Origin of the sequence: Clavibacter sp. VKM Ac-2873, assembly GCF_015351075.1 — a bacterium.
Taxonomy (GTDB): Bacteria; Actinomycetota; Actinomycetes; order Actinomycetales; family Microbacteriaceae; genus Clavibacter.
In genome coordinates this window covers 380,660-405,893 of sequence record NZ_JADKRS010000002.1, presented here as the reverse complement: position 1 = coordinate 405,893, position 25,234 = coordinate 380,660, and the positions used below count along the sequence as shown (strand labels likewise).

The 25,234-nt window shown below is 74.6% G+C and carries 25 protein-coding genes and 1 pseudogene; 16 read left to right on the top strand and 10 right to left on the bottom strand.

Features of this window, described 5'->3' with window-relative positions; all coding sequences use genetic code 11:
* Nucleotides 1-80: 80 nt before the first annotated feature.
* The 4 genes from ITJ44_RS09245 to ITJ44_RS09230 form a co-directional block, all read right to left on the bottom strand.
* The gene (locus ITJ44_RS09245) at nt 81-1,106 is read right to left on the bottom strand and encodes a glycosyltransferase family 9 protein (protein ID WP_194634819.1); all 1,026 of its coding nucleotides are present in this window, start codon (nt 1,104-1,106) and stop codon (nt 81-83) included.
* 64 nt (nt 1,107-1,170) lie between these two features.
* Entirely contained in the window at nt 1,171-1,836 is a 666-nt protein-coding gene (locus ITJ44_RS09240) for a DedA family protein (protein ID WP_194634817.1), read from the bottom strand.
* Between the two features lie 125 nt (nt 1,837-1,961).
* Nucleotides 1,962-2,645: a response regulator transcription factor gene (locus tag ITJ44_RS09235; RefSeq protein WP_194634815.1), complete on the bottom strand. Its 684-nt coding sequence runs from the start codon at nt 2,643-2,645 to the stop codon at nt 1,962-1,964.
* Nucleotides 2,642-3,823: a sensor histidine kinase gene (locus ITJ44_RS09230; protein ID WP_194634813.1), complete on the bottom strand. Its 1,182-nt coding sequence runs from the start codon at nt 3,821-3,823 to the stop codon at nt 2,642-2,644. The genes ITJ44_RS09235 and ITJ44_RS09230 overlap by 4 nt, the downstream gene beginning before the upstream one ends.
* A gap of 167 nt (nt 3,824-3,990) precedes the next feature.
* Here ITJ44_RS09230 and ITJ44_RS09225 point away from each other — a divergent pair, with 167 nt between their 5' ends.
* The 3 genes from ITJ44_RS09225 (at nt 3,991) to bla (ending at nt 7,171) form a co-directional block, all read left to right on the top strand.
* The gene (locus tag ITJ44_RS09225; RefSeq protein ID WP_194634812.1) at nt 3,991-4,743 is read left to right on the top strand and encodes an ABC transporter ATP-binding protein; all 753 of its coding nucleotides are present in this window, start codon (nt 3,991-3,993) and stop codon (nt 4,741-4,743) included.
* On the top strand, nt 4,740-6,050 hold the full coding sequence (locus ITJ44_RS09220) for an ABC transporter permease (protein ID WP_194634810.1): 1,311 nt from the start codon (nt 4,740-4,742) through the stop codon (nt 6,048-6,050). The genes ITJ44_RS09225 and ITJ44_RS09220 overlap by 4 nt, the downstream gene beginning before the upstream one ends.
* A 131-nt stretch (nt 6,051-6,181) precedes the next feature.
* Nucleotides 6,182-7,171, top strand: a complete 990-nt coding sequence (gene bla / locus ITJ44_RS09215) for a class A beta-lactamase (RefSeq protein ID WP_194634808.1) — start codon at nt 6,182-6,184, stop codon at nt 7,169-7,171.
* Nucleotides 7,172-7,219: 48 nt separating this feature from the next.
* Here bla and ITJ44_RS09210 read toward each other — a convergent pair whose 3' ends face one another.
* Nucleotides 7,220-7,843: a TetR/AcrR family transcriptional regulator gene (locus ITJ44_RS09210; protein WP_194634806.1), complete on the bottom strand. Its 624-nt coding sequence runs from the start codon at nt 7,841-7,843 to the stop codon at nt 7,220-7,222.
* A gap of 65 nt (nt 7,844-7,908) precedes the next feature.
* Here ITJ44_RS09210 and ITJ44_RS09205 point away from each other — a divergent pair, with 65 nt between their 5' ends.
* Complete coding sequence (locus tag ITJ44_RS09205; RefSeq protein ID WP_194634804.1) at nt 7,909-8,556, top strand: N-acetyltransferase; 648 nt, start codon at nt 7,909-7,911, stop codon at nt 8,554-8,556.
* A gap of 66 nt (nt 8,557-8,622) precedes the next feature.
* Here the strand turns inward: ITJ44_RS09205 and ITJ44_RS09200 are convergent, their stop codons facing one another.
* Nucleotides 8,623-8,859 (bottom strand): hypothetical protein, encoded by a 237-nt coding sequence (locus tag ITJ44_RS09200; protein WP_194634802.1) that lies wholly within the window; start codon nt 8,857-8,859, stop codon nt 8,623-8,625.
* A 45-nt stretch (nt 8,860-8,904) separates the two neighbouring features.
* Between ITJ44_RS09200 and ITJ44_RS09195 the strand changes: the two genes are divergently transcribed.
* A complete protein-coding gene (locus tag ITJ44_RS09195) occupies nt 8,905-9,375 on the top strand; it encodes a MarR family winged helix-turn-helix transcriptional regulator (protein WP_194634800.1) in 471 nt (156 codons plus the stop codon).
* A 15-nt stretch (nt 9,376-9,390) separates the two neighbouring features.
* On the opposite strand, the gene ITJ44_RS09190 is transcribed toward ITJ44_RS09195, so the two are convergent.
* Nucleotides 9,391-9,552, bottom strand: coding sequence for a hypothetical protein (locus ITJ44_RS09190; protein WP_194634798.1), 162 nt, complete (start codon nt 9,550-9,552; stop codon nt 9,391-9,393).
* 200 nt (nt 9,553-9,752) lie between these two features.
* Here ITJ44_RS09190 and ITJ44_RS09185 point away from each other — a divergent pair, with 200 nt between their 5' ends.
* From ITJ44_RS09185 to ITJ44_RS09155, 8 genes and pseudogenes are all read left to right on the top strand, one after another.
* Complete coding sequence (locus ITJ44_RS09185) at nt 9,753-10,598, top strand: endonuclease/exonuclease/phosphatase family protein (protein WP_194634796.1); 846 nt, start codon at nt 9,753-9,755, stop codon at nt 10,596-10,598.
* On the top strand, nt 10,592-11,251 hold the full coding sequence (locus ITJ44_RS09180; protein ID WP_194634794.1) for a hypothetical protein: 660 nt from the start codon (nt 10,592-10,594) through the stop codon (nt 11,249-11,251). Before ITJ44_RS09185 ends, ITJ44_RS09180 begins: the two co-directional genes overlap by 7 nt.
* Before the next feature lie 129 nt (nt 11,252-11,380).
* Nucleotides 11,381-11,872: pseudogene (locus tag ITJ44_RS15890) on the top strand (D-glycero-alpha-D-manno-heptose-1,7-bisphosphate 7-phosphatase); the annotation flags it as partial.
* Nucleotides 11,873-11,899: 27 nt separating this feature from the next.
* Nucleotides 11,900-13,021: a glycosyltransferase family 9 protein gene (locus ITJ44_RS09175; RefSeq protein ID WP_370551665.1), complete on the top strand. Its 1,122-nt coding sequence runs from the start codon at nt 11,900-11,902 to the stop codon at nt 13,019-13,021.
* A complete protein-coding gene (locus ITJ44_RS09170; protein ID WP_194634790.1) occupies nt 13,018-14,070 on the top strand; it encodes a glycosyltransferase in 1,053 nt (350 codons plus the stop codon). Before ITJ44_RS09175 ends, ITJ44_RS09170 begins: the two co-directional genes overlap by 4 nt.
* Nucleotides 14,067-16,043: a glycosyltransferase gene (locus tag ITJ44_RS09165; RefSeq protein ID WP_194634788.1), complete on the top strand. Its 1,977-nt coding sequence runs from the start codon at nt 14,067-14,069 to the stop codon at nt 16,041-16,043. Before ITJ44_RS09170 ends, ITJ44_RS09165 begins: the two co-directional genes overlap by 4 nt.
* Nucleotides 16,040-17,437, top strand: coding sequence for a PfkB family carbohydrate kinase (locus tag ITJ44_RS09160; protein WP_194634786.1), 1,398 nt, complete (start codon nt 16,040-16,042; stop codon nt 17,435-17,437). The genes ITJ44_RS09165 and ITJ44_RS09160 overlap by 4 nt, the downstream gene beginning before the upstream one ends.
* Nucleotides 17,438-17,509: 72 nt before the next feature.
* On the top strand, nt 17,510-18,214 hold the full coding sequence (locus ITJ44_RS09155; RefSeq protein ID WP_194634784.1) for an SDR family oxidoreductase: 705 nt from the start codon (nt 17,510-17,512) through the stop codon (nt 18,212-18,214).
* 591 nt (nt 18,215-18,805) lie between these two features.
* Here the strand turns inward: ITJ44_RS09155 and ITJ44_RS09150 are convergent.
* From ITJ44_RS09150 to ITJ44_RS09140, 3 genes are all read right to left on the bottom strand, one after another.
* Complete coding sequence (locus ITJ44_RS09150) at nt 18,806-19,564, bottom strand: cutinase family protein (RefSeq protein WP_194634782.1); 759 nt, start codon at nt 19,562-19,564, stop codon at nt 18,806-18,808.
* A gap of 399 nt (nt 19,565-19,963) precedes the next feature.
* Nucleotides 19,964-20,341 carry a hypothetical protein gene (locus tag ITJ44_RS09145; protein ID WP_194634780.1) on the bottom strand — a complete coding sequence of 126 codons (378 nt, stop codon included), beginning with the start codon at nt 20,339-20,341 and terminating at the stop codon, nt 19,964-19,966.
* Nucleotides 20,342-20,435: 94 nt separating this feature from the next.
* Complete coding sequence (locus ITJ44_RS09140) at nt 20,436-21,047, bottom strand: hypothetical protein (RefSeq protein WP_194634778.1); 612 nt, start codon at nt 21,045-21,047, stop codon at nt 20,436-20,438.
* 183 nt (nt 21,048-21,230) lie between these two features.
* Between ITJ44_RS09140 and ITJ44_RS09135 the strand changes: the two genes are divergently transcribed.
* The 3 genes from ITJ44_RS09135 to ITJ44_RS09125 all read left to right on the top strand — a co-directional run bounded on the left by ITJ44_RS09135 (nt 21,231) and on the right by ITJ44_RS09125 (nt 25,166).
* Nucleotides 21,231-22,247, top strand: coding sequence for a glycoside hydrolase family 26 protein (locus ITJ44_RS09135; protein WP_194634776.1), 1,017 nt, complete (start codon nt 21,231-21,233; stop codon nt 22,245-22,247).
* A 113-nt stretch (nt 22,248-22,360) separates the two neighbouring features.
* The gene (locus ITJ44_RS09130; protein WP_194634774.1) at nt 22,361-23,728 is read left to right on the top strand and encodes a glycoside hydrolase family 26 protein; all 1,368 of its coding nucleotides are present in this window, start codon (nt 22,361-22,363) and stop codon (nt 23,726-23,728) included.
* 127 nt (nt 23,729-23,855) lie between these two features.
* A complete protein-coding gene (locus ITJ44_RS09125) occupies nt 23,856-25,166 on the top strand; it encodes an alpha/beta hydrolase (RefSeq protein WP_194634773.1) in 1,311 nt (436 codons plus the stop codon).
* Nucleotides 25,167-25,234: the final 68 nt, after the last annotated feature.

Below are 25,234 nucleotides of genomic sequence, written 5' to 3'. Positions count from 1 at the left end.
ACCGACCCGCCAGCCCATGCTCGCAGGGATCGGCGGTCGCGTCGGGCCCCGGTTCGGGGCGGAGCGGGCGGCCGGGCGGATCAGTCGCGCGGCTCGCCCGTGAGGGGGCGGATCACGCGGTGTCCGTCGAGACCGCGCGCCGCCTCGAGGACGTGGGCGGGCGTGATCGCGAGGAGCGCCGGATCCGGGATGGCGGAGAACGTGTCGCCGAGGCGCTGCGACGCGTCGGTCAGCACGATGTGCGGGCCGGATGCGGGCGGGCCCCACTCCTCGGGCGGGGCCGGGCCGAAGATCACGACCGAGGGGATGCCGTAGGCGGACGCGAGGTGGGCGGCGCCGGTGTCGGCGGAGATCACGAGGTCGGCGGCGGCGATGATGCCGGCGAACTCATCGAGGGCGAGTTCGCCCGCGAGCACGGTCGACGTGGGCATGCCGGCGAGCGCGGCGACCTCGAGGGCGCGCTCGCGCTCCTTGTCGCTGCCGGTGAAGACGACCGTGCGACCCTCGTCGGCGAGCGCGCGGGCGACCGCGGCGAAGCGGTCGACGGGCCACTGGCGGGATCCGTAGGCGGCGCCCACGTGGATCACGACGGCGCGCTCGGCGACGGGCGGCTCGTCGGGGACGAGGATGCCGACGTCGTCCGGATCCGCGGGCATGCCGTGCCAGGACACGAGCCGGGCCCAGCGGTACCGTTCGAGGACGTGGTCCTCCCACGCGGGACCGTCGGCGGCGGGCATGCCGTCCAGCTCGGGCGCGGCATGGCCGAGGGTGCGGTGCGCGCGGAGCTCGTGGAGGAGCGTGCGGCTCTCGTGGCCTGCGCCGTGCAGGTTGATGGCGAGGTCGACCGTGCCGGGCTCGCGCGCGATGGGGTGGTCGAAGCCCTGCTGCGGGAGGTGCTCGTCGACCATCCCGAGGAGGCGGACGACCGAGGCGAGCCAGCCGGTGGTGGCGAGCGAGATGCGGGCGTCGGGGTGCGCGCGGCGGATGGCGCGGAGCGCGGGGACGGCCACGAGGATGTCGCCGAGCTTGATGGCGCGGAGGACGAGGATCTCGTCCGGGTGGTCGGCGGCGTCGGGGTGGGCGGCGGGGACGCCGGGGGTCTGCATGGATTCCAGCCTGGCAGAGGGGACCGGCGGCGACCGGGCCACGCCGCCGCCGGACCCGCGCGCGTCAGGCCGCCCGCACCCGCCGGATCAGCCGCGACACCACGAACCACACGACGAGCAGCGCGATGACGCCGAGGGCCGCGTACGAGATCAGGCCGCTCCACTCCTCCAGCAGTGGGCGGATCGCCGGGCCGAACGCGAAGCCGAGGCCCACCCAGACGGCATTCCAGGCGCCGGATCCGACGACCGTGTAGAAGGAGAACCGCCCGATCGGCATGCGCTCGATGCCCGCCGGGATGGAGATGAAGGAGCGCACGAGCGGCACGCAGCGCCCGAGGAGCACGGCGGTGCCGCCCCAGCGCGAGAAGAACGCCTCGGCCTTGTCGAAGTCGGCGTGGTCGAGCAGCGGGATCCGGCCGACGAGCCGGCGGGTGCGGTCGCGGCCGAGCGCGGCGCCGATCGCGTACCAGATGAGCGCGCCGACGAGCGCGCCGACGGTGGCGGCGGCCCACGCGCCCCACGCGCTCATGCGGCCCTCGTAGGCGAGGAAGCCGGCGACGGGCAGGATCGCCTCGGACGGGATCGGCGGCACGAACGTCTCGATGAGCACGGCGAGGCCGACGCCCACCTCCCCCAGCGTCTCGATGAGGGAGAGGACCCAGCCGACGAAGCCGTCGTACCCCTCGCTCGGATGGATCTCGCCGGGGCTCACTGCGGTGATGGCGCTCATGCGGCCTCTCGTCTCTCGGGGGGTCGGGCGTCGTGATGCGGCGGTCGGTGGTGGAGCAGGTCGCCGCCGTGGATCCCCGCGAGCCTAGGGAACGCGTTTCCACAACCGCTGAATCGCTGCCGCGACTACCCCTCGCCCGGGCGCAGCATCCCGGTCTCGTACGCGAGGATCACCAGCTGCGCCCGGTCGTGCGCGCCCACCTTGGCCATCACCCGGTTCACGTGCGTCTTCGCGGTGTGCGGGCTGATGAAGAGGCGCTCGCCGATCTCCTGGTTCGCGAGCCCCTGCGCCACGAGCAGCAGCACCTCGCGCTCGCGCTCGGTGAGGTGATCCAGCTCGGCCTGGCGCCGCGAGAGGTCGGGCGACGGCGACCCGGCGCCGCCCGGCAGCACGTACCGGGTGATGAGGCCGCGGGTCGCGGCGGGCGAGAGCAGCGCGTCGCCGGCGTGCACGGACACGACCGCGCGCACGATGTCGTCGGGTTCGGCGCCCTTGCCGATGAAGCCGCTCGCGCCCGCGCGGAGGGCGGCCACGAGGTACTCGTCCTCCTCGAACGTCGTGAGGATCAGCACCCGCGTGGCGGCGAGCTCCGGATCGGCGCAGATCCCGTCGGTGGCGCCGATGCCGTCGAGCTCCGGCATGCGGATGTCCATGAGCACGACGTCCGGCCGGAGCGCGCGCGCCGCCTGGATGGCGTCGCGCCCGTCGGCTGCGGTGCCCACCACCGTCGTGCGCGGATCCGCCTCGAGGATGTCGCCGACGGCCTGGCGGATGAGGGGCTGGTCGTCGACGACGAGCACGGTGATCACGGGGTCTCCTCGCGGGTGAGCGGCAGCGTGACGGCGAGCCGCCAGCCGCCGGGCGCGGTGCCGGCCTCGATGCGGCCGCGCACCGCGTCCACGCGCTCGCGCAGGCCGAGCAGACCGTGGCCGTCGAGCGGGGCATCGGCGTCGTCGTCCCGCGCATCCGGCACGGGCATCGGGTTCGTCACGACGATGCGCGCCTCGCGGTCGTCCACCTCCACGAGCACGTGCGCGTGCCCGGCGGAACCGTGCTTGTGGGCGTTGGTGAGGGCCTCCTGCACCACGCGGTACGCGACGAGGTCGGCGGCGCCGGTGAGCGCCGCCCGGTCTCCGTCGACGCGCACGGTCACGGTGAGGCCCGCGGTCGCGAACTGCTCCACGAGGGCGTCGAGCCGGTCGAGGCCCGGCTGCGCGGCGGATCCCGCGCCCTCCCCGGCGTCCTCGCCGTGCCGCAGCATCTGCATCAGGTCGCCGATCTCGGCCAGCACCGCACGCGAGGCGCTGCGGATGGTGCCGAGGGCCTCCTTCGCCTTCTCCGGCCGGCTGTCGACGGCGGAGGACGCGACCCCCGCGTTGAGGCTGATGACCGCGATCTGGTGCGCGACCGCATCGTGCAGGTCGCGCGCGATGCGCAGGCGCTCCTCCGTGACGCGGCGACGGGCCTCGGACTCGCGGCTCTGCTCGGCGCGCTCGGCGCGCTCGACCATCGCCGCGATGAACGCGCGCCGGGAGCGCGTGGCGTCGCCCGCGGCGGCTGCGAAGGCGGTGATGACGGCGCACTGGATGATGCGGGGGTCGAACACGGATCCCACCGAGGCCAGCAGGCTGAGCACCAGCACGGCGACGACGGCGATGGCCGCGGCGATCCCGGACGTCCGCCTGGCGCGCCGGTTCGCGACGCCGAACATCGCGACGGCGACGGCCAGCAGGATCCCGGGCGCGAGCAGTCCCGCGAACGCGGCGCCGCCGAAGAGGGCGAGGCAGACGGCCAACGCGGCGACGGGGAAGCGGCGGCGGAACGGCAGCACCGCGATGGGCGCGAGCGCCAGGGCGAACGTGAGCGGCGAATCGGTCCGGTACTCGCCGCCGGGGAAGCGCGCGAGCGCGGCGACCACGACGAGCACCGCGGCGACCGCGTCGCCGACCCAGGCGGGCGGGCGCGGCACGGCGACGGGATCGAGCATGCCCTCATGATCCCGGACCCCTGCGCCCGGTGCGTCACCCCGCGGGACCGGACCGGATACCGCGCCTGCGGTACGCGGCCGACGCACCGGGACGACGCGCCCCGCGACCCGTACGGCGAGGCTCGATCCGGGCCCCGACCACCGGCGCCCGACCACCGAGGAGGACCATGGACACCCCCATCATCCGGGTACGGGACGTGCGCAAGTCGTACGGCCGCGGCCCGAGCCGCTTCGATGCGCTGAAGGGCGTGAGCCTCGACGTGCGGCAGGGCGAGAGCCTCGCGATCGTCGGCAAGAGCGGATCCGGGAAGTCGACCCTGATGCACACGCTCGCGCTCCTGGACGCGCCGACCTCCGGCACGATCGAGCTGGAGGGCGTCGACACGTCCACCCTCCGCGGGAAGCGGCTCGACCGCACCCGCAACCGCACCTTCGGGTTCGTCTTCCAGCAGTTCTTCCTCACCACGAGCCAGTCGGTGCTCGAGAACGTGATGCTGCCGATGACCATCGCGGGCGTCCCGCGGACGGAGCGTCGGCGCCGCGGCATGGCGGCGCTCGCGCAGCTCGAGCTCGACGGCAAGGCGCGGAACCGGGCAGGCGACCTCTCGGGCGGGCAGAAGCAGCGCACCGTGATCGCGCGCGCGCTCGTCAACGACCCGCGGATCATCTTCGCCGACGAGCCGACGGGCAACCTCGACTCGGCGACGGGCGCCGTGGTGGAGGACATCCTGTTCGCGCTCAACCGCGAGCGCGGGATCACGCTCATCATCGTGACGCACGACGAGGACCTCGCGGCCCGCTGCGACCGGCGGATCCTCATCCGCGACGGCCTGATCGTGGAGGACTCCGGGGACGACGGCCCGCGCCCCCACGGCGTCCACGCCGCCGCCGGCTCCGCGTCCGGGGCGGTGGCCGCATGAAGCCGCTCGACCTGGTGCGGTCCGCCGTCGCCAACACGTTCCGCTCGAGGACGCGGCTCGTCCTCACGATCCTGTCGATCTTCGTCGGCGCGTTCACGCTGACCCTCACCAACGGGATCGGCACCGGCATCGACCGGTACATCGCCTCCACGGTCGGCGCGGTCGGCTCCTCCGACACCATGACCGTCACGCGCGCGAGCGACGACGCGGCGGCCGGGCCCGGGGCCCGCGGCCCGCGCGAGTACGACCCCGACTCGGTCGCGAGCGCATCCGCGACCAGCCGCCCCGGCTCGACCGTGGTGGCGCTCACGCCCGACGACATCACCACGATCCAGGGCGTCGACGGCGTGCGCGCGGTGCAGCCCACCGTCTCGCTCGCGACCGACTGGATCGCCGCGGGGGACGGGACGAGGTACGTGGTCGGCGCGTCCGGGCTCGCCCCCGGGCAGACGCTGACCCTCCGGGCGGGCAGCGCGCCCGACGACGCGTCAGGGGCGCCGCAGGTGGTGCTGCCGACCTCCTACGTGGAGCCGCTCGGCTTCGCGGACGACGCGTCCGCCGTCGGGCAGACCGTGACGCTCGCCGTGACGGACGCCGCCCGCGCGCCGCATACCGTGGACGCGACCGTGGTCGGCGTCGCGGAGGAGAGCATCGCGGCGGCCGCGGGATCCCGCGTCACCACCAACCAGGCGCTCACGACCGCGCTGTCGACCGCCGAGGACACGGGCCTCCCCGCGGGTCAGGCCGACCGCTACGCGCAGGCCACCGTCTCGTTCGACGCCTCCGCGACCGACGCCGACGTGGACGCGCTGAAGACGCGCCTCGCCGATGCCGGCTACACGGGGACGACCGTCCAGGATCAGCTCGGCACGTTCCAGACCGTCATCGACGGCATCGTGCTCGTGCTCAACGGGTTCGCGGTCATCGCGCTGCTGGCCGCGTCGTTCGGCATCGTGAACACCCTGTTCATGTCGGTGCAGGAGCGCACCCGCGAGATCGGGCTGATGAAGGCCATGGGCCAGAGCAGCGGCAAGGTGTTCGCGCTGTTCAGCATCGAGGCCGCGTTCATCGGGTTCCTCGGCAGCGCCGTGGGGGTCGTGATCGCTGTGGCGGCGGGGACGGGGATCAGCGCGGCGCTCTCCGGCACGGTGCTGTCGAACCTGCCCGGGCTGACGCTCATCGCGTTCGACCCGGCGTCGATCGCGACCATCGTGCTCGTGGTGATGGCGATCGCGTTCCTCGCCGGCACGCTGCCGGCGGCACGGGCGGCGCGCGCCGATCCGGTGACGTCGCTGCGGTACGAGTAGTCCGCGAGGAGCACCGGCGTCGACCGCGCGGGGGACGACGCCGCGGCGCGGACGGGAGAGGGTGGATGCGGGCCGAACGCGGGCCCGCATCCCCTCATCGCCCCGCCCGACGCCTCCCGAGGAGCTCCGCCGTGATCCACCCCGCCCGTGCCGCCGCCGCACGACCCGCCCGCGTCGCCCTGGTCGCGGCCGTCACCGCGGCCGTCGCCATGACCGTCCTCGCCGGATGCGCGGCCCCCGCAGCCGACGCCCCGACAGCACCGCCCGCCTCGACCGCGCCGTCCGCATCCGCCGCCCCCGCGGTCGACCAGGCGGCCGCCGACGCCGCGTTCACCGCGCTCGAGGGGCGCTTCGGCGCGCGCCTCGGCGTGCACGCGGTCGACACCGGCACGGGCGCCGAGGTCTCTTGGCGCGCGGACGAGCGCTTCGCCTACGCATCCACCGTCAAGGCGCCGCTCGCGGCCGCTCTGCTCGACCGCGTCGGCGTCGCCGGGATGGATCGCGCCGTGCCGATCGAGGCGGCCGACATCCTCTCCTACGCGCCCGTCACCGAGACCCGCGTCGGCGGCACGATGACCCTCCGCGAGCTCGCCGAGGCCGCCATGACCCGCAGCGACAACACGGCCGCGAACCTCCTGCTCGAGGCGATCGGCGGCCCGGCCGAGCTGGATGCGGCGCTCACCGCCCTCGGCGACGACACCACCGTCGTCTCCCGCACCGAGCCCGACCTCAACGAGGCGCTCCCCGGCGACGACCGCGACACCACGACGCCGCGCGACGCCGCCGCCCTGCTCCGCGCCTACGCGCTGGGTGATCCGGGCGCCATCGCGGATCCCCTCGACGCCGACGAGCGCGCCCTCTTCACGGGCTGGCTGACGGCCACGCAGACCGGCGCGACCCTCGTGCGCGCCGAGCTGCCGACGGAGTGGACGGTCGGCGACAAGTCCGGCAGCGGCGCCTACGCCAGCCGCGGCGACGTCGCGGTGATCTGGCGGCCCGACGCCGCGCCGATCGTGATCGCCGTGCACTCCTCGAAGGACCAGCAGGACGCGACAGCCGACGACGCCCTCATCTCGGGCGCCGCGAAGGCCGCGGCGCAGGCGCTCGGCGCGCTCGGCTGACGCGCGCGAGCGGCGGCGCGGCCGGGAGCGCGGCCGGGAGCTCCCGGATCAGCGGCCGCCGTCCTCCGCGAGCAGCGCCAGCGCCCGGGACAGGTCGGCGACCGCCTCGTCGGCCGCCGCGTCCGCGCCCGGATCCCGGCGCGCGAGCCAGGCCCCGATGATCCCCTGCATGCCCGCCACGGCGAGCGACGCGCACCGACCGGCGCGCTCCTCGTCGAGGCCGGCCGCGGCGAGCCGGCGGCGCGTCTCCTCCACGTAGCGGCCGTGCTCCCAGGCGGGCAGGTCGGCGAGCGCGGGGATCCGCTGCACGGCGGAGGCGAGGTCGAACAGCACGCGCTGCCGGTCGGGCTCGCGGCGCACGCGGTCGAGCTCGGCGCGGAGGGTCAGGGCGACGACCTCGCCGAGCGGCGCGCCCGCGGGATCCTCGGCGGCCTCCAGCTGCGCGACGACGGCCTCGGCCTCCTGCCGCAGCAGCGCGCCGAGCAGCTCCTCGCGCACGCCGAAGCAGTAGTGGAAGGCGCCGTGCGCGAGGCCGGCCTCCGCGGTGATCGCCCGCGTGCTCGCCCCGGCGACGCCCGTGACGGCCATGACGCGCACCGCGGCGTCGAGGAGCTCGGCCCGCCGGGCGTCCCGTGATCCGTACGCGCGGGTGCTCTCGGAGGCGGCCTTCATGGGAGAAAGCTACCAAGCGACGCAGATTCGGCCACTTGGCCGAATCTGTCGCCTAGCGTCGGAGCATGAGCATCGAGCACCCCATCACCCCCGCCACCGCCGCCGTCCGCACGGCCCGCGCCGCCGACCTCGACGACGTCACGCACGTGCTCGCGGAGGCCTTCGCGGAGGATCCCGTGCTCGCCGGCTTCGTCCCCGCCGGCCCGCGGAAGGCCGAGCGCCTGGCCCTGCTGTTCGCGGCGCTCCTGCGCAGCGGCCCGCTCCCCGCGGGCACGGTCGACGTCGCGGTGGACGCCCGCGGCGGGATCCTCGGCGCGGCCGTGTGGGAGGCGCCCGGCGGCATCGCCACGCATCGCACGCTCCGGCAGGCGCCGACGTTCCTCCGCGCGCTCGGCGCCCGGGGCGCCGTCCGCGCGGCCGTGCGGCTCCGGACCATGGACCGCGCGCGACCCGGCCTCCCGCACTGGCGCCTCGCCGAGGTCGGCGTGGGCGCGGCGGCGCGCGGCCTCGGCGTCGGATCCGCGCTCCTCGCCCACGGCCTCGCCCGCGTCGACGCCGGGGGATCCGCGGCCTACCTCGAGTCGTCGACCGAGCGGAACCGCGCGCTCTACCGCCGGAACGGCTTCGCCGAGCTGGGGCCGTTGACGGGCTTGGCCGGCGTGCGCCCGGTGGCGATGTGGCGGGCGGCGCGGGTGGAGGCGACGGCGCGCTGACGCCGCGTCGCCCGCGGATCCGCGCGCTCGCGCGTCCGCGCATCCGGGTCAGACGGATCAGACGGATCAGACGGGGCAGTGCACCTGCGTCCGCGCGCCCGACCGGTCGATGTCGTGGTCCGGCATCGGCTTCCCGCACATGGGGCAGAGGCGCGACTGCGGCTCCGGCACCGGGTCGTCGGTGTACGGGCCGAGCGGGGGCGCGCCGAGGTACGGACGCAGGCGCTCGTTGAAGCGCTCGATGGCCGCCCCGAAGCCGCGCTCGCGTCGCGGGCCGTCCTGCCGATCCTTACCGCGTGTCATAGTAGTCAGTGTACGCGGTAATTCCACGGGCGGTGAGGGGCTGGCATGGCACACGAGGACGCGACGACCACGGATCCCCTGGCGCTCGAGAGCCAGCTCTGCTTCGCGGCCGTGCTGGCGGCGCGCTCCGTCGTCGCGCTGTACCGGCCGATCCTCGAGCCGCTGGGCCTCACGCATCCGCAATACCTCGTGATGCTCGCGCTCTGGGAGCGCGACGGCCGCTCGATCTCCGACCTCGGCGGCGCGCTCGCCCTGGAACCCGCGACCATCACGCCGCTGCTGAAGCGCCTCCAGTCGGCCGGCCTGCTGGAGCGGGCCCGCAGCGCCGAGGACGAGCGCGTCGTGCGCGTCACCCTCACCGACGCCGGCCGCGCGCTCCGCCGCCAGGCCGAGCAGGTGCCTGCCCGGGTCGCCGAGCGGACGGGCATGACGCCGTCGGAGCTCGGCAGGATCCGGGACGACCTGCACGGGTTCCTCGCGCGCATCGACGCGGCACCGGATCCCGCGGGCGGCTAGCGCCGGCGACGAACGTCAGGCCAGGCGCCGGAGCAGCTCCGCGTGTCGGTTCGCGAGGATGCGGGCGACCCCCATGGTCTCTTCGACCGAGGCGACACGGGCGGCGCGAGGAGAGTCGACCTCGGTGGCAGGCCGGCTGACGCCGACCGCCTTCTCTTCGCTCTCACTGCGCGCCATGACGATGACGGTAGGCGACCGGCGTGCGGAGATCCAGGCACCCGGCTCGCTGGTAAGTTCTCCGCGTATGCCCCAGGACCATTCGGCCACGCCGGACTCCTGGGGCGATCGTCTTCTCCGGCCACGTGGATCGCACGTCCGCCCGTGACGGTTCCCCGCCAGCGACCGTCGCCGCGGCCCGGCTGGGGGACGATGGATCCATGACCCTCCGCGCCGACGGCACCCTCCAGGACGGGCGGGCGCTCGTCGGCCCGGTCGACGCCCCCGAGCTGCACGTGATGACGTACAACATCCGGCGCCTGTTCCGCCGGTACCGGCCGGGCAGCCCCGACCGCTGGGCCGACCGCGAGCCGCTCCTCGCCGAGCTGCTCCAGCGGGAGCAGCCCGCGCTCCTCGGCACGCAGGAGGCCATGCCCACGCAGGGTCGCGCGCTGTCGCACGCGCTCGGCCGGCACTACCGGCGGATCGGGCACGGCCGCAACGCCGACGGCCACGGCGAGGGCTGCCCCACGTTCTACGACACGCGCCGCCTCGAGCTCACGAGCTGGCGTCAGGTCGCGCTGTCGGACACGCCCGCGGTCGCCGGATCCCGCAGCTGGGGCAACATGGTGCCGCGGATCGCCGTGGTCGCCGACTTCACCGACCGCGCCACCGGCCTGCCGCTGCGGCACGTGAACACGCACTTCGACCACCTGTCGTGGCGGTCGCGCGAGGAGTCCGCGCGGATGATGCTCGAGATCGTCGCCGAGGTGCAGGTGCCCACGATCGTCGCGGGCGACACCAACTCGGGCGTCGACACCGCGCCGCACCGGCTGCTGATCGAGTCGGGCGCGCTGGTCGACGCGTGGCCCGCCGCCCGCGAGCGCCTCACGCCCGAGTGGGGCACGTGGTCGAACTACTCCGCGCCGAAGCGCACGACCCGCCGCATCGACTGGATGCTCGTGACGCCCGACATCGACGTCGCGCGCGTCGGCATCAACACGACGCGCATCGGCGGGCGCGCGCCGAGCGACCACGAGGCGCTGCAGGCGGTGGTGCGGTGCTGACGGACCCTCCGACACCGCACGGGACGGGTGCCCCGCACGCCCGCGAGGACGTCGCCGCGTTCGCCGCCGACGCCGCCCGCACCTTCCTCCAGCCGCCCCGCGGGATCACGGCGGTGATCGCGGACGCCGTGCGCGTGATCGGGCTGCTCACGTTCCTCTTCTCCGCGTTCGCGTGGACGGGCGTCACCTCCGCGATGTTCGCGCTCGCGCTGCTCGGCCTCGTGGCGCCGCGGTTCCTCGGGGCGCGGCCGGGGCTGGACCTCGCCATCGGCATCACGACGCTCGTCTCCGCCGCGAGCAACCGGCTCGACCTCTACGCGCGGCTGCCGTGGTGGGACGTCCCCGCGCACCTCGTCACGACGGCCGCGCTCGCCGCGCTCGTGATCCTGCTGGCCGACCGCGCGGGCGTCATGGTCGACCGGCGGCCGCTGCCGCTCGGGATCCTCGCCCTCACCGTGGGGCTCGCGCTGTCGGCGCTGTGGGAGCTCGGCGAGTGGGCGGGGCAGGCGTGGCTGGACCCCGCGATCCTCACGGGGTACTCCGACACGATCGGCGACATGGCCGTCGGCGGGCTCGGCGCGCTGCTCATCGCGCCGCTCATGCCGATGCTGCTGGCCAGGTCGCGGTGGATCGCGGAGGCGCCCGCGCGCTGACGGCGCGCCCCCGTCGTCGCGCCCCCGCCCGAGGGCGCTGCTCCGGGGATCCGCGGAGGAGCGGGACGCCCCGAGGAGAAGTGCCCGCCGCCGGGTTTGGGTCGAGGATCAGTCGGGTACTGGCCGACCATGCGCTCGCCCGGGAACGACCTCGAGGCCGTCCTGTTCGACCGGGACGGGACGCTCGTCGTCGACGTGCCGTACAACGGGGATCCGGCGCTCGTCACGCTGATGCCCGGCGCCCGCGAGGCCGTCGACGCCGTGCGCGCCGCGGGCCTCCGCGTCGGCATGGTGACCAACCAGTCCGGGATCGCGCGCGGCCTCATCACGCGCGCGCAGGCCGACGCCGTCAACGCGCGCGTGCAGGAGCTGCTCGGCGCGTTCGACCTCGTGCTGCTGTGCCCGCACGGATCCGACGACGGCTGCGACTGCCGCAAGCCCCGGCCCGGCATGGTGCTCGAGGCCTGCCGGACGTGGGGCGTGGATCCGGCGCGCGTCGCCGTGGTGGGCGACATCGCGGCCGACATGGGCGCCGCCCGGGCCGCGGGCGCGCGCGGCGTGCTCGTGCCGACGCCCGTCACGCGCGAGGAGGAGGTGGCTGAGGCGGAGCTGGTGGCCCCGACGATCCTCGACGCGGTGCACCTCCTCATCCACGATCCCGCGCCCCGCCGCGTGCTCGTCGTGCGGCTCGACTCCGTGGGCGACGTGCTCATCTCGGGGCCCGCGGTGCGCGCCGTCGCGGCCGACGCGCGCGTCGAGGTCCACCTGCTGTGCGGACCGCGCGGCGCGTCCGCCGGCCGGCTGCTGCCCGGCGTCCACGCGGTGCACGTGTGGGACGCGCCGTGGATCTCCTCCCCCGCGCCCGCCGCCGACGCCGCGTCGGTCGACGCCCTGCACGCGATCCTCGCCGAGGTCGACGCCGACGAGGCCGTCATCCTCACGTCCTTCCACCAGTCGCCGCTGCCGCTCGCGCTGCTGCTGCGCCTGGCGGGAGTGCGGCGGATCACGGGCGCCAGCGTCGACTACGCCGGCTCCCTCCTCGACGTGCGCCTGAAGCCCGGCGAGGACCTCGAGGAGGACCAGCCCGAGCCCGAGCGCGCCCTCGCGATCGCCGCCGCGGGTGGGCACGCGCTGCCCGCCGACGACGACGGGCGCCTCGCCGTCCTGCCGGCCGAGCTGCCGTCCGACGTGGCGGCGCTCCTCCCGGACGGCCCGTTCGCGCTCGTGCACCCGGGCGCCGCGGTCGGCGCGCGCTCCTACCCCGAAGACCAGCACCGCGACGCCGTCGCGCTCCTCGTCGAGCGCGGGATCCCCGTGGTCGTCACCGGCGGCCCCGACGAGCGGGACCTCACGGCGCACGTCGCCGGATCCGCCGGCATCGACCTCGGCGGCCGCACCGACCTCGCGGGCCTCGGCGCGCTCATGCGCCGCGCGGCCGTGCTCGTGAGCGGCAACACCGGGCCGGCGCACCTCGCCGCCGCGGTGGGGCTGCCCGTCGTCAGCCTGTTCTCGCCCGTCGTGCCGCCGATCCGCTGGGCGCCGTACCGCGTGCCCGTGATCCTGCTCGGCGACCAGGACGCGCCGTGCCGGCTCAGCCGCGCGCGCGACTGCCCGGTGCCCGGCCACCCCTGCCTCGCCGGCGTCTCCCCCGCGGAGGTCGCCGACGCGGTCGAGCGCCTGCTGGCCACGAGCGGGCCCGGATCCGAGCACGCGGCCGAGCGCGACCCCGCGCACGCCGCCGCGCGCGCCGGCGCGGAGGTGCCCGCATGAGGATCCTGATGTGGCACGTCCACGGCGGCTGGACCGACTCGTTCGTGCGCGGCTCCCACGAGATCCTGTTCCCGACCACGCCGGCGCGCGACGCGTGGGGCCTCGGCCGCGGCGGCCGCGCGTGGCCCGCGAGCGCGCGCGAGGTGGACCCGTCGTCCCTGCACGAGACGCACGTCGACCTCGTGCTCCTCCAGCGCGTCGCCGAGATCGAGGAGGCGGAGCGCCTGCTCGGCCGCCGCCTCGGATCCGACGTGCCCGCGGTCTTCCTCGAGCACAACACCCCGCGCGGCGCCCCGACCGAGACCGTGCACGCGCTGGCCGACCGCGACGACATCCCGGTGATCCACGTCACGCGCTTCAACGCGCTCATGTGGGACACGGGATCCGCGCCGACCACGGTCGTCGAGCACGGAGTGCCCGACCCGGGCGCGCTCTACACGGGCGAGGCCGCGTCCTTCGGCGCGGTGATCAACGAGCCCGTGCGTCGCGGGCGCATCACCGGCACCGACCTGCTGCCGGCCTTCGCGGGGATCGCGCCCGTCGAGGTGTTCGGGATGGGGACCGACCTCCTGCCCGCGGCGTTCCCGCGCCTCGGCGCGCGCCTCGTGCCGCGCGGGGACCTGCCCACGGCGCGCATGCACCCCGAGCTCGCGCGCCTACGCGCCTACGTCCACCCGCACCGCTGGACGTCGCTCGGCCTGTCGCTGCTCGAGGCCATGCACCTGGGGATGCCCGTGCTGGTGCTCGACGCGACCGAGGCGTCGCGCGCGGTGCCGCCGGACGCGGGCGCGATCTCGTCGGATCCGGCCGACCTCGTGCGCACCGCCCGGCTGCTCCTCGCGGATCCCGACGAGGCCGCCCGCCGCGGCCGCATCGCCCGCGAGGCCGCGCTCGCCCGCTACTCGCTCGGCCGGTTCCTGCGCGACATGGACGCCGCGCTGCACGACGCCGTGGACGCGACCGCCGGTCGTCGTGCCCGGCGCGCGCCCGCCGCATCCACCCCCACGCACTCCCCGCACCACCCGCTCGACGAGAGGACGACACGATGAGGATCGCGATGATCTCGGAGCACGCCAGCCCGCTGGCGACGCTCGGCGGCGTGGACGCCGGCGGCCAGAACGTGCACGTGGCCGCGCTGTCGGCCGCGCTCGCGGAGGAGGGCCACACCGTCACCGTCTACACGCGCCGCGACGACGAGGCGCTGCCCGCCCGCGTGGCGTTCGCGCCCGGCGTGGAGGTCGTGCACCTCGACGCCGGACCCGCCCGCGCCGTCCCCAAGGACGAGCTGCTGCCGCACATGGGCGAGCTCGCCGACGGCCTCCTCGCCGACTGGCGCACCGCCCGGCCCGACGTGGTGCACAGCCACTTCTGGATGTCCGGGGTCGCCGCCCTCGACGCCGCCGCGCGCCTCGCGTCCTCCCCGGTCGGCGCCGCCGCGGCGCCGCCCGTGCTGCACACCTTCCACGCGCTCGGATCCGTGAAGCGCCGCCACCTCGGCGCCGAGGACACCAGCCCCTCCGCGCGCGCGGAGCTCGAGCCCGGGGTCGGCCGCCGCGCCGACGCCGTGATCGCGACCTGCTCCGACGAGGCCGCCGAGCTCGTGCGCGCGGGCGTCGACGCGGCCCGGATCACGGTGATCCCGTGCGGCGTCGACATCGGGCACTTCACGCCGCGCGCCGACGACGACCCGGACCACGGCGCCGACCGCCCCATGCGCGTCATGGTCGTCGGCCGCCTCGTGCCGCGCAAGGGCGTCGACCTCGCGATCGAGGCCATCGGGATCCTCGCCGGCCGCGGTCGCCGCGACGTCGAGCTGGTGATCGTGGGCGGAGCCGGCGACGACGCGACCGGCGCGGACGATCCCGAGGCCCGCCGTCTGATGGACGCCGCGCGCGCCGCCGGGGTCGCCGACCGCGTGCGCCTGCACGGCCGCGTCTCCCAGGCCGACATGCCCGCGGTGATGCGCACCGCCGACGTCGTGGTCTGCGCGCCCTGGTACGAGCCGTTCGGCATCGTGCCGCTCGAGGCGATGGCCTCCGGGGTGCCCGTCGTCGCGTCGGCCGTGGGCGGCCTCACCGACAGCGTGGTCGACGGCGTGACCGGGATCCTCGTGCCGCCGCGCGACCCCGCCGCCATCGCCGACGCCCTCGGGGAGCTCCTCGCGGATCCCGCGCGCCGCCGCCTGCTCGGCCGCGCCGGCCGCGACCGCATGGAGCACGGCTACGCGTGGTCGACGGTGGCCTCCCGCACCGCGGAGGCGTACCGGGCCGCGATCCAGGTCGCCGCCCCCGACGACCTCCCCGCCGACCCGACCGTGGTCGACGCCCACCTCGACGCGCTCGCCCCGGTGCTCGCCGACCTCCGCACGCACGCGCCGCGCCTCACCTCCTGGGGCCGCGAGATGGCGGACCGCATGAGCCGCGGCGCGCGCCTGCTCGCGGCCGGCAACGGAGGATCCGCGGCCGAGGCCCAGCACCTCACGAGCGAGCTGGTGGGCCGGTTCGACGGCGACCGCCGCCCGTTCTCCGCGATCGCGCTGCACGCCGAGTCGTCCGCGGTGACCGCCATCGGCAACGACTACGGCTTCGACGAGGTCTTCGCCCGGCAGGTGCACGCGCACGCGCGATCCGGCGACATCGTCGTGCTGCTCTCCACGAGCGGCCGCAGCGAGAACCTGCTCCGCGCCGCCGCGGCCGCGCGCGCCGCCGGGGCCACGACCTGGGCGATGACGGGCCCCGGCCCGAACCCGCTCGTGGAGGCGTGCGACGAGTCCCTCGCCCTCGACGGCCCGTCGGCCAACGTGCAGGAGGCGCAGCTCGTCGCCGTGCACGCGATCTGCCGCGCGTTCGAGAGCCGGCTGCGGGCGAACGACCGGGCCGCGGCACGCGCATCCGCGACGTCGTCGGCCGCGACCCGGTCGGCGTCGGCCGCCGCATCGGCGTCCGCGACATCCGCCTCGTCCGTCCCCGTGACGGTCGCGCCCGCGTCCACCACGACCGCACCGGCGGAGGTGCCGGCGTGAGGATCGTCGTGGTCGGCGACGTGCTCCTCGACGTCGACATGACCGGCGCCGCGCACCGCCTCAGCCCCGACGCCCCCGTGCCCGTGATCGAGGTCGAGGAGTCGCTGCCCCGCGCGGGCGGAGCCGGCCTCGTCGCCACGATGCTCGCGCGCGACGGCCACGACGTGCGCCTCGTCACCGTGCTCTCCGACGACCGGCACGCGGAGACGCTGCGCGCGTGCCTCGACCGGATCGAGGTGGTCGCCGGCCCGTCCGGCGCGCCCACCCCCGTGAAGACCCGCGTCCGCGCCGACGGCCACGCCATCGCCCGCATCGACGAGGGCTGCGCGCCGCCGCCCACGCCCGCCGCGACCGACGAGATGCTCGCGGCGATCGCCACCGCCGACGCGATCGTGGTGGCCGACTACGGCCGCGGCGTCACGCGCGATCCCCGCCTCCGCGCCGCCCTCGACGCGCGCGCCGCCCAGGTGCCGCTCGTGTGGGATCCGCACCCCGCGGGCGAGCCGCCCGTCCCGAACACCGCGCTCGCCACCCCGAACCTCGCCGAGGCGCGCGCGTTCTCCGGGCTAGCCGGGCGCGACGTGGCCGCGGCCGCCGACGCCGCCCGTCTCCTGCTCGAGCGGTGGGGCGTCCGCACGGTCGCCGTGACCATGAGCGAGCGAGGCGCCCTGCTCGTGTCGGCGCCCGCGTCGGGCTCGGGCTCGGAGGGCGCGGCCGGCGGATCCCTGCCCGTCGTCGTCCCCGCCCCGCTCGTCGCGACCGGCGACCCGTGCGGCGCCGGCGACCGCTTGGCGGCCTCGGCCCTCGCGGCGCTGGCCGCGGGATCCCCCGTGGAGGACGCCGTGCGCGATGCCGTCGCCGCGGCGGCCGAGTACGTGGACGCGGGCGGCGTCGCCACCCTCACGGGCCCGCCCGCCGCGCGCCCCATCGGCGGCCACGCGGCGAGCGCCCTCGAGGTGGTCCGCGCGACCCGCGCCTCAGGCGGCACGGTCGTCGCGACCGGCGGCTGCTTCGACCTCGTGCACGCCGGCCACGCCCGCACCCTCGCGGCGGCGCGCGCGCTCGGCGACTGCCTCGTCGTGCTCCTCAACTCGGACGACTCGGTGCGCCGCCTCAAGGGACCCGAGCGCCCGATCATGCCCGAGGACGACCGCGTCGACCTGCTGATGTCGCTCGGCGTGGTGGACGCGGTCGTGCTCTTCTCCGAGGACACCCCCGAGGAGGCGCTCCGCTCCCTCCAGCCCGACCTCTGGGTCAAGGGCGGCGACTACCGCGCCGAGGACCTCCCCGAGTCGGCGGTCATCGCCGAGTGGGGCGGCCAGGCCGTGACCGTCCCGTACCACCCGGGCCGCTCCACGACGAAGCTCGCCGGCGCGCTCGCCCGCGTCGGCTGAGCCCCTGATCCGCACCACTCCCCTGCACCACCGCGCCGAACGCGCGCGATCCGCACCACGGAAGGAACACCCATGACCGACTCCCCCCGCCCCGGCACCGGCCGCGTCCTCATCACCGGAGGCGCGTCCGGTCTCGGCGCCGCGGTCGCGCAGGCGGTCCTCGCGGCCGGCGGCGAGCCCATCGTGCTCGACCTCGACACCTCGAGCGTCACCGGCATGGAGGCGCACCGCATCGACGTCTCGGACACCCGCGCCACCGAGGCGCTCGTCACCGAGATCGCCCAGGCGCACGGCGGGCTGGATGCCGTGGTCACCGCCGCGGGCATCGACCGCTGCGGCCGCCTCGTCGACGTCGCCCCCACCGAGTGGGAGAAGGTCATCGGCGTGAACCTCATGGGCACGGTCGCCGTCGTCCGCGCGGCGCTGCCGTTCCTCACCGCGTCGCACGGCCGCGTCGTCACCGTCGCGTCGTCGCTCGCCATCAAGGCCGTCTCGGATGCGACCGCCTACTGCGCCTCCAAGTTCGGCGTGCTCGGCTTCACACGCGCGCTGGCCGCCGAGACGAAGGGCGAGGTCGGCGTGACCACGCTGATCCCCTCCGGCATGAAGACCCACTTCTTCGACGACCGCGACCCGAAGTACAAGCCCGGCTCCGACGCGAACCTCAACGACCCGGCCGCCGTCGCCGACAGCGTGATGTTCATCCTCGGCCAGCCCCGCGGCTGCGAGATCCGCGAGCTCGTCATCACCCACGAGCTGGAGGACAGCTGGCCGTGATCCGCGGCTGACCCGCCCGGCGCACATCGCACGAGCCCGGCCCCGCATCGCGCGGGGCCGGGCTCGGCTCGTGGGCGCTCCGGAAGCACATGGGTCTTGCCTGACGGGTGTTCACCGCCAGGAGAACGGCAGTACTGAGGGAAGGCCGGTCTCACGAAGCCGCAGTGTCGATCACCGCGAGAGTCGCCCCGAAGACGACCGCCAGAACGACGATTCCCCCTAATAGCGCAGGCCACACGCGATGCCACTCCGACCTCTTGACGACAAGGAGCACGACGGACCCCACTACGAGCGCACCAGCGATCACGAAGTAGCCGACACTTGCAGCGTTCCCGAGCGCGAAGTCGCACCGACGCGAAGGGGCCGCACACGCGTCATAGCTGAATTGGGCGAGAAGCACTCCCACAGCTCCCAGGCCAGCGCAGCATGCTTGCACGATCATCAGCATGACGGTGAGGAACGCACTGAGCGGTTTCGAACGAGGCCCGTATGCGCTGCGCACCTGCCGCGAGTCGAACTCAGGCCCTGGCGAAGAAATGATCACGTGCTCCTTTGCTTTGGTACCGCCCTGACGAAGAGTTCCGATTCTCGTCACTGGGATGAATACAGAAAACCCGTGAGGAACTTGTAGGCATCCCATTGCATGTCGGTGTTGCTGTTGTACGAGGTATGCACGTCCATGGAGGTTCCGGTCTGGCAGAAGAAGTCATTTGTCAGACAGTAGGACTTGACCATGTTCTCATATCCGTTCGACGCGTTCGCCGAGGGCTTGGTCCAAGAATTGAACCGCCCCGAGTCCCGGGTGAACCAGCCGTGCCCCGTTCCATTGCCTACCGCATCCCATTCTTCGCCCGGCCTGTACGTCGGGTCGCCGAATAGGACGGCTCCGTTGAGCTGCTGCTTGGCGCGCGTCGACAAGGAGGCAGGATCCGCTAGCACGTTCCCCACCACATTGGCCCCTTGAGAATATCCGACAAGCTGGATGTTGGTTCCCGGGCAGCTGGCGGCGATGCTCTCGATCTCGCTGCGAAGAGCCACTGTCCCCTGATTCAGACTGTCGTTATACCACACATCGGTACCACCAGGGGTGGGATATGCACTCGCGGGGTAACGGAGTGCCTCGGAATGGACGGACAGCGTTCCGTCCACCTGCAGGAAGCCGATGACGCCCGAGACGGCCTGACCCAGGCCGTAGTTCCCCGGGCCGTAGATATTGCCAGTCACACCAGTTCCGAAGCCGGGGTCGTCGTTCGTGCCGCGGACGCCGATCACCGTGTCGAACCCACATCGGTCCGGGGAGTTGATCGCGTTCGCGGGAGACACGGCGGGCGACACGAGCGATACGAACACGGGAACCACGATCAGCACCGCGATGCGCCCCCGCCTTCCAGACGACAGACGAAATGGGCTTGCTACTGGTTTGGACATGAATCGGCTTTCGCTGGAGTGAGGGGCTTTCGAGTAGGCGCCATGGATCGACCGAGTCGTGATGACCGAGTCACCTCAGCGATCGCGAGCGCCCATGCGGAGAGAATAGAAGTCACCCGCATTTATCGGGTAGCGGAATTCGCGGCCCTTGCGCGCAATGGGAATCGATGGTATCGATTCAAGCGGATACCGGCACTCATCGACCCGATCACGTAGCACGCCGCGGAACCAGGGGCTCCGTAGGACAACATCGACACGTGGGCCGCACGAGACGAGCCCGGCCCCGCATCGCGCGGGGCCGGGCTCGTGTCGTCTCGTGGGTCAGCGGAGCGCGATGCCGGTCATGATCTGCACCGCGACGTTGATCGCCAGGATGAGTGCGATGCCCGCGACCGGCGCCCACGCGGCCGGCACACGTCGGGTGCGGCAGACGACCGTGGCGACGGTCGACAGCACGAGGACCGCGATGGTCCCGACGACCCAGAGGCGCGAAGCCGCCTGGTCGAGGGAGAAGTCGCACGCACCCGAGACCCCGCAGCGGTCCGGCAGCCAGCTCACGAGCACCATGGCGACGAGCCCCGCGAATCCAAGCACCCACTCGACGACCAGCAGGATCGTGGCGAGCCGCGCGTCGTACGGCGGCTTCGTCGGCACGGGCCCGGCGATGCTCGGGCGGTGCGCGGTCTGCTGGTCGCTCATCGGATCCCCCTGATCCCGGGCGCACGCTGCGCCCGTCGATTACCCGACGCTATCGGCGGCCGTGCCCTCAGCAGAAGGGCCTCGCGCCCCCGCCTCAGCCCGGCCGCACCAGCGTCACCCCGCGCTCGGCCGAGAACCGCGCGAACTCCGCGACGCCGAGCCGCGCATCCGCCGCCGTGGTTCCGATGCCCGACGGATTGTGGAACGTCGCCGTCGCGCCGTCGAACGTGTGCACCAGCACGAGGTGCCCGCCGCGCCGCGTCGCCGGCCGCTCCGGGTACCGGATCTCCGACGACACCGACGCGAGCACCACCCGCCCCGCGCCCACCTCGGCGAGCAGCGCGGGCACGCCGATCCGCGGGTGCACGACCGCCTCGATCCCGAAGTCGTCGCGCACCCACTCCGCGAACGGCCGGTAGTACAGCCCGCCGACCGCGTCGCCGTCGCGGGTGAGCGCGCCGCGGGCGACGGCGCGCGTGATCAGCTCGCGCATGCCGAGCGCGCCGGCCGACGGGATCCACGCCTTGAGCACCGACCGCAACCCCGCGAGCCCGCACACGTGGCGCGACCAGAACAGGTAGTCGGCCTCCGACGGGTATCCCTCGGTGCGCCAGTCGAAGGACCCGGCCGGGCTCTCGCCGCGCTCGATGAGCGGCGCGTTGCAGGCGAGGTCGCCCCACTGCGACTCGTACGGGTACTCGATCACGCGGGCTCCTCGGGTCGGGTCCGACCCACGCTCCCACGGCAGCGGGCGGACTGGCACCGCACGCCGCGCGATCCCCACCCGCCCATCACCTGACCGTCCGGCCGTGAGCGGACATCGGCCGGGGATCCCTGGGGAGCGCGGGATAGCTTCCTGGGAGCGGACATCCGCAGAAAATTGGACACAATGCAGCACCACCAACGCCCCATCCGCTTTGCGACCACCCTCCTCCTGGGTGCCGCCCTCACCGCCGGGATCCTCACCGCAGCATCCCCCGCCAGCGCCGCGACCAGCAGCCAGGCCCCCACCGTGGCCGGCGCCTCGTCCGCCAGCCCGACCGTCTCCGACGCGCGGCTCCGCTTCGGCGTCGCGACCCCCGGCGGTCCCACCGCCGGCAAGGAGCTCGACGCGGTCGCCGCGCAGGTCGGCGAGGACCCGAGCATCGTGCTCTCCTACGCCGACTTCACGCAGGCGCCGCCCATCGCCGCCCTCGACGACGTGCGCGCCCGCGGCGCCGAGAGCCTCCTCACCTGGGAGCCGTGGAAGGCGGGAGCCGGCGTGAACCAGCCCGGCTTCTCGAACGCGAGCATCATCGCGGGCGACCACGACGCGTACCTCCGCCAGTGGGGATCCGAGCTGGCCGCCTGGGGCGGCCCCGTCTCCCTCCGATACGCGCACGAGATGAACGGCGACTGGTACCCGTGGGCCGAGGGCGTCAACGGCAACGCGGCGGGCTCCTACGTCGCCGCGTGGAAGCACGTGCACGACGTCGTCGTCGCCCAGGGCGCGACCAACGTGAAGTGGGTGTGGACGCCGAACGTGCCGTACACCGGATCCACGCTGCTCGCCGGCCTCTACCCGGGCGCCGCGTACGTCGACGTCGTCGGGCTCGACGGCTACAACTGGGGCACCGGCGTCGCCGGCCGCACCTGGGTGTCGCCGTCCCTCCTGTTCAGCTTCGGCCTCGAGCGGCTGCGCGCCGTCGCAGCGGGCAAGCCGATCATCATCGCGGAGACCGCGTCGTCCGAGGTCGGCGGGTCCAAGTCCGCGTGGGACGGCGATCTCATCTCGTTCCTCCAGGCCCAGCCCGACGTGGTGGCCTTCGTCTGGTTCGACATGGACAAGGAGGCGGACTGGCGCATCGGCAGCTCCGCGTCCTCCGCCACCGCCATCCGCGACGCGCTCGCCGCCCGTCGCGTCTGATAGCCGCTCAGCCCCCGCCATCGGATGCCGTCGCTCGGCGGACATCCGGTGGACGACGGGCACCGAAGAACATACGCTCGCATACATCCATCGGGGGAAGGACCCTATTCGCCATGCCCACTCGTCGCCGCCTCAAATGCGCTGTCGTCACCGCCGTCGCACCGGCGGTCGTGACGGCCACGGTGCTCGTCGCCCCGGCGGTCTCCGCCCGCGCCGCCTCGGCCCAGGCCGTTCCCACGGCGCCCGCCGCGATCGTCCTCTCCGTCTCCTCCGGTCCGATCGGCACGCCCGTGACGGTCACCGGCACGGGCTTCCCCGCCGCGAAGGCCGCGGTCATCGCGGTCGGGTCGACCACGAAGCGCATCACGACCACCGCCACCGGCCGCCTCACGGCCGCGATCACGATCCCCCGCACCTCGCTCTCCACCATCCGGATCACGGCGACGGCCGGCACCCGCTCGGCCTCGGCCGCCTTCACCGTGACCACGGCGACGTCGACCGGATCCGCGCGCTCCTCCGCGCCCGCCCCGGCACCGACCCCCGCTCCCACGAGCGCGCCCACGTCGTCGACCGGGCCGGCCCCGTCGACCTCCTCGCCCGCGACCTCCGCGGCCCCCGCCATCAGCTCCGCGCGCCTGCGCCTCGGCCTCTCCACGCCCGGCGGGCCGACGGCGAACGGCGAGCTCGACGCCGCGGCGGCGACCCTCGGCGAGAGCCCCTCCATCGTGATGAGCCACGTCGACTTCACGCACCCGGCGCCCATCGCGGGCCTCCAGAGCGTCGCGGCGCGCGGCGCCGACAGCCTCATCACGTGGGAGCCGTGGCAGGGCGGCGCGGGAACCACCCAGTCCGCCTACACGAACGCGAGCATCATCGCGGGCGACCAGGACGCGTACATCCGCTCGTGGGGCGCCGACCTCGCGAAGTACGGCAAGACGGTCTACCTCCGCTACGGCCACGAGATGAACGGCAACTGGTACCCGTGGTCCGACGGCGTCAACGGCAACGCGCCGGGCTCGTACGTCGCCGCGTGGAAGCACGTGCACGACCTCGTGGTCGCGCAGGGCGCCACCAACGTGAAGTGGGTGTGGAGCCCGAACGTGCCGTACCCGGGATCCACCGACCTCGCCTCCCTCTACCCCGGCGCCGACCAGGTCGACGTCGTCTCGCTCGACGGCTACAACTGGGGCGCCGTCTCCGGCCAGCGCTGGACCGCGCCCGCCGACCTCTTCGGTCCCGGCATCGCGCAGCTCCGCGCCGTCGCGCCCGGGAAGCCGCTCATCGTCGGCGAGGTCGCGTCGAGCGAGACCGGTGGGTCCAAGGCCGACTGGGACCGCGCCCTCGTCGCGTACCTCCAGGCGCAGCCCGACGTGCTCGGCTTCGTGTGGTTCGACTTCAAGAAGGAGGAGGACTGGCGGATCGACAGCTCGGCCGCCTCCGCCGCCGCCCTCCACGACGCGCTCGCGCTCCGGCGCGGCTGATCCGGCGCATCCGGGTCGCGCACAGTCGGCACCCAGCTCGCGCAGGGGCGCCCCGGGGAGAGCGCGGCTTACGCTCTGATCCGCGCCTGCCCGACCCGACGACGGCGCACATGATGAGGAGGCGGTGGTGACCCGAGCGCACCGGCGACGTGAGACCGCGCTCGCCCTCGCCGCCGTGCTGGTCGGCCTCGTGATCCTGCCGGCCCCGCCCGGGTCCGGCGTCGAGGCGGGCTTCGCGCAGCTCGACCGCTACGCCGCCCTCACGGTGACGCAGGCCGACCGCATGATCCGGGCGCACCCGGCCCTCGAGCTGCAGGTGATGGACGCGTCGCCCGAGCGCGTGGTCTCGTGGTGGGCCGCGAAGGACCGGAAGCACCAGCGTGCGCTCATCCGCAACTCGCCCGCCCTCGTCGGCAACCTCGACGGGGTCGACTACGCATCGCGCGACGCCGCCAACCGCGCCCAGCTGCGCACCGAGCTGCGCACGGAGCGGGACGCGGTCGCCGCGCACCCCGGTGACGCCGACGCGCGGGCCCGCCTCACCGCCCTCACCGCGATCCGCGCCGCGCTCGAGCCGCGGGCCGGCACGGGCGGCGGCACGGCACCGAAGCGATGGCTCGTGACCCTGAGCCACCGGGACCCGCCGCTCGCCGCCATCGCGGTCGGCGATCTCGACACGGCCCGCCAGGTCACCTTCACGGTGCCCGGCATGGGCACCTACACCGACGACATGCAGCTCTGGACGGAGACCGCGCAGAACGTGTTCGACGCCCAGGCGTCGGTCGGCGCGCCGGCCGCGCACGCCGTCGTCGCGTGGATCGGCTACCGCACGCCGCCGCCCGGCGTGGACGCGACGCTGGGCGACTACGCGGAGCGCGGCGCCCCGCTGCTCGCGAGCGAGATCGCCGGGCTGCATGCGGCGCGGGACGACGGCGACCTCGCGAGCGTCAACGTCATCGCGCACTCGTACGGATCCACCATGGCCGCCGACGCCCTCGCCGCCCGCGACCTCGGCGTCGACTCCTTCGTCATGCTCGGCTCGGCCGGCGTCGAGGACGGCATCGACGACGCGCGCGCCCTGCACGCCCGGCACGTCTACGCGGGCGAGGCGGCGGACGACGACGAGGCGGTGTGGGGCCGGCTCTCGCGCCAGGATCCCCGCGCCCCCGGCTTCGGCGCCACCGTCATCTCCGTCGACGGGGATCCCGCGCGCGGCCTCCTGCCCGTCACCACGCACGCGCCCGTCCTGCACTCCCCGTGGAACGACGACCCGGACTCGCGCGCCTGGACGACCATCCGGGATCCGGCCGAGCGCGCCGCCGAGTTCGCCGCGCACGAGAAGACGTACGGCTACCTCGACGCGGGCACCGAGTCGCTGCGGAACGCGGCCATCGCGACGACGCCGCACGCGACGGCGACGCTCGACGCGGCGGGCTGAGCGCCGGAAGCTGACCTCACAGGAGGGCCGCTGACTTCCCTCACCGGGCAGATGGTGGAGGCTCGACG

Bases quoted from the DNA above. Each gene is read 5' to 3' on its own strand.
- ITJ44_RS09245 (WP_194634819.1), bottom strand. From the start codon at position 1,106: ATGCAGACCCCCGGCGTCCCCGCCGCCCACCCCGACGCCGCCGACCAC.
- ITJ44_RS09240 (WP_194634817.1), bottom strand. From the start codon at position 1,836: ATGAGCGCCATCACCGCAGTGAGCCCCGGCGAGATCCATCCGAGCGAG.
- ITJ44_RS09230 (WP_194634813.1), bottom strand. From the start codon at position 3,823: ATGCTCGATCCCGTCGCCGTGCCGCGCCCGCCCGCCTGGGTCGGCGAC.
- ITJ44_RS09225 (WP_194634812.1), top strand. From the start codon at position 3,991: ATGGACACCCCCATCATCCGGGTACGGGACGTGCGCAAGTCGTACGGC.
- ITJ44_RS09220 (WP_194634810.1), top strand. From the start codon at position 4,740: ATGAAGCCGCTCGACCTGGTGCGGTCCGCCGTCGCCAACACGTTCCGC.
- ITJ44_RS09210 (WP_194634806.1), bottom strand. From the start codon at position 7,843: ATGAAGGCCGCCTCCGAGAGCACCCGCGCGTACGGATCACGGGACGCC.
- ITJ44_RS09205 (WP_194634804.1), top strand. From the start codon at position 7,909: ATGAGCATCGAGCACCCCATCACCCCCGCCACCGCCGCCGTCCGCACG.
- ITJ44_RS09200 (WP_194634802.1), bottom strand. From the start codon at position 8,859: ATGACACGCGGTAAGGATCGGCAGGACGGCCCGCGACGCGAGCGCGGC.
- ITJ44_RS09195 (WP_194634800.1), top strand. From the start codon at position 8,905: ATGGCACACGAGGACGCGACGACCACGGATCCCCTGGCGCTCGAGAGC.
- ITJ44_RS09190 (WP_194634798.1), bottom strand. From the start codon at position 9,552: ATGGCGCGCAGTGAGAGCGAAGAGAAGGCGGTCGGCGTCAGCCGGCCT.
- ITJ44_RS09185 (WP_194634796.1), top strand. From the start codon at position 9,753: ATGACCCTCCGCGCCGACGGCACCCTCCAGGACGGGCGGGCGCTCGTC.
- ITJ44_RS09170 (WP_194634790.1), top strand. From the start codon at position 13,018: ATGAGGATCCTGATGTGGCACGTCCACGGCGGCTGGACCGACTCGTTC.
- ITJ44_RS09165 (WP_194634788.1), top strand. From the start codon at position 14,067: ATGAGGATCGCGATGATCTCGGAGCACGCCAGCCCGCTGGCGACGCTC.
- ITJ44_RS09155 (WP_194634784.1), top strand. From the start codon at position 17,510: ATGACCGACTCCCCCCGCCCCGGCACCGGCCGCGTCCTCATCACCGGA.
- ITJ44_RS09145 (WP_194634780.1), bottom strand. From the start codon at position 20,341: ATGAGCGACCAGCAGACCGCGCACCGCCCGAGCATCGCCGGGCCCGTG.
- ITJ44_RS09135 (WP_194634776.1), top strand. From the start codon at position 21,231: ATGCAGCACCACCAACGCCCCATCCGCTTTGCGACCACCCTCCTCCTG.
- ITJ44_RS09130 (WP_194634774.1), top strand. From the start codon at position 22,361: ATGCCCACTCGTCGCCGCCTCAAATGCGCTGTCGTCACCGCCGTCGCA.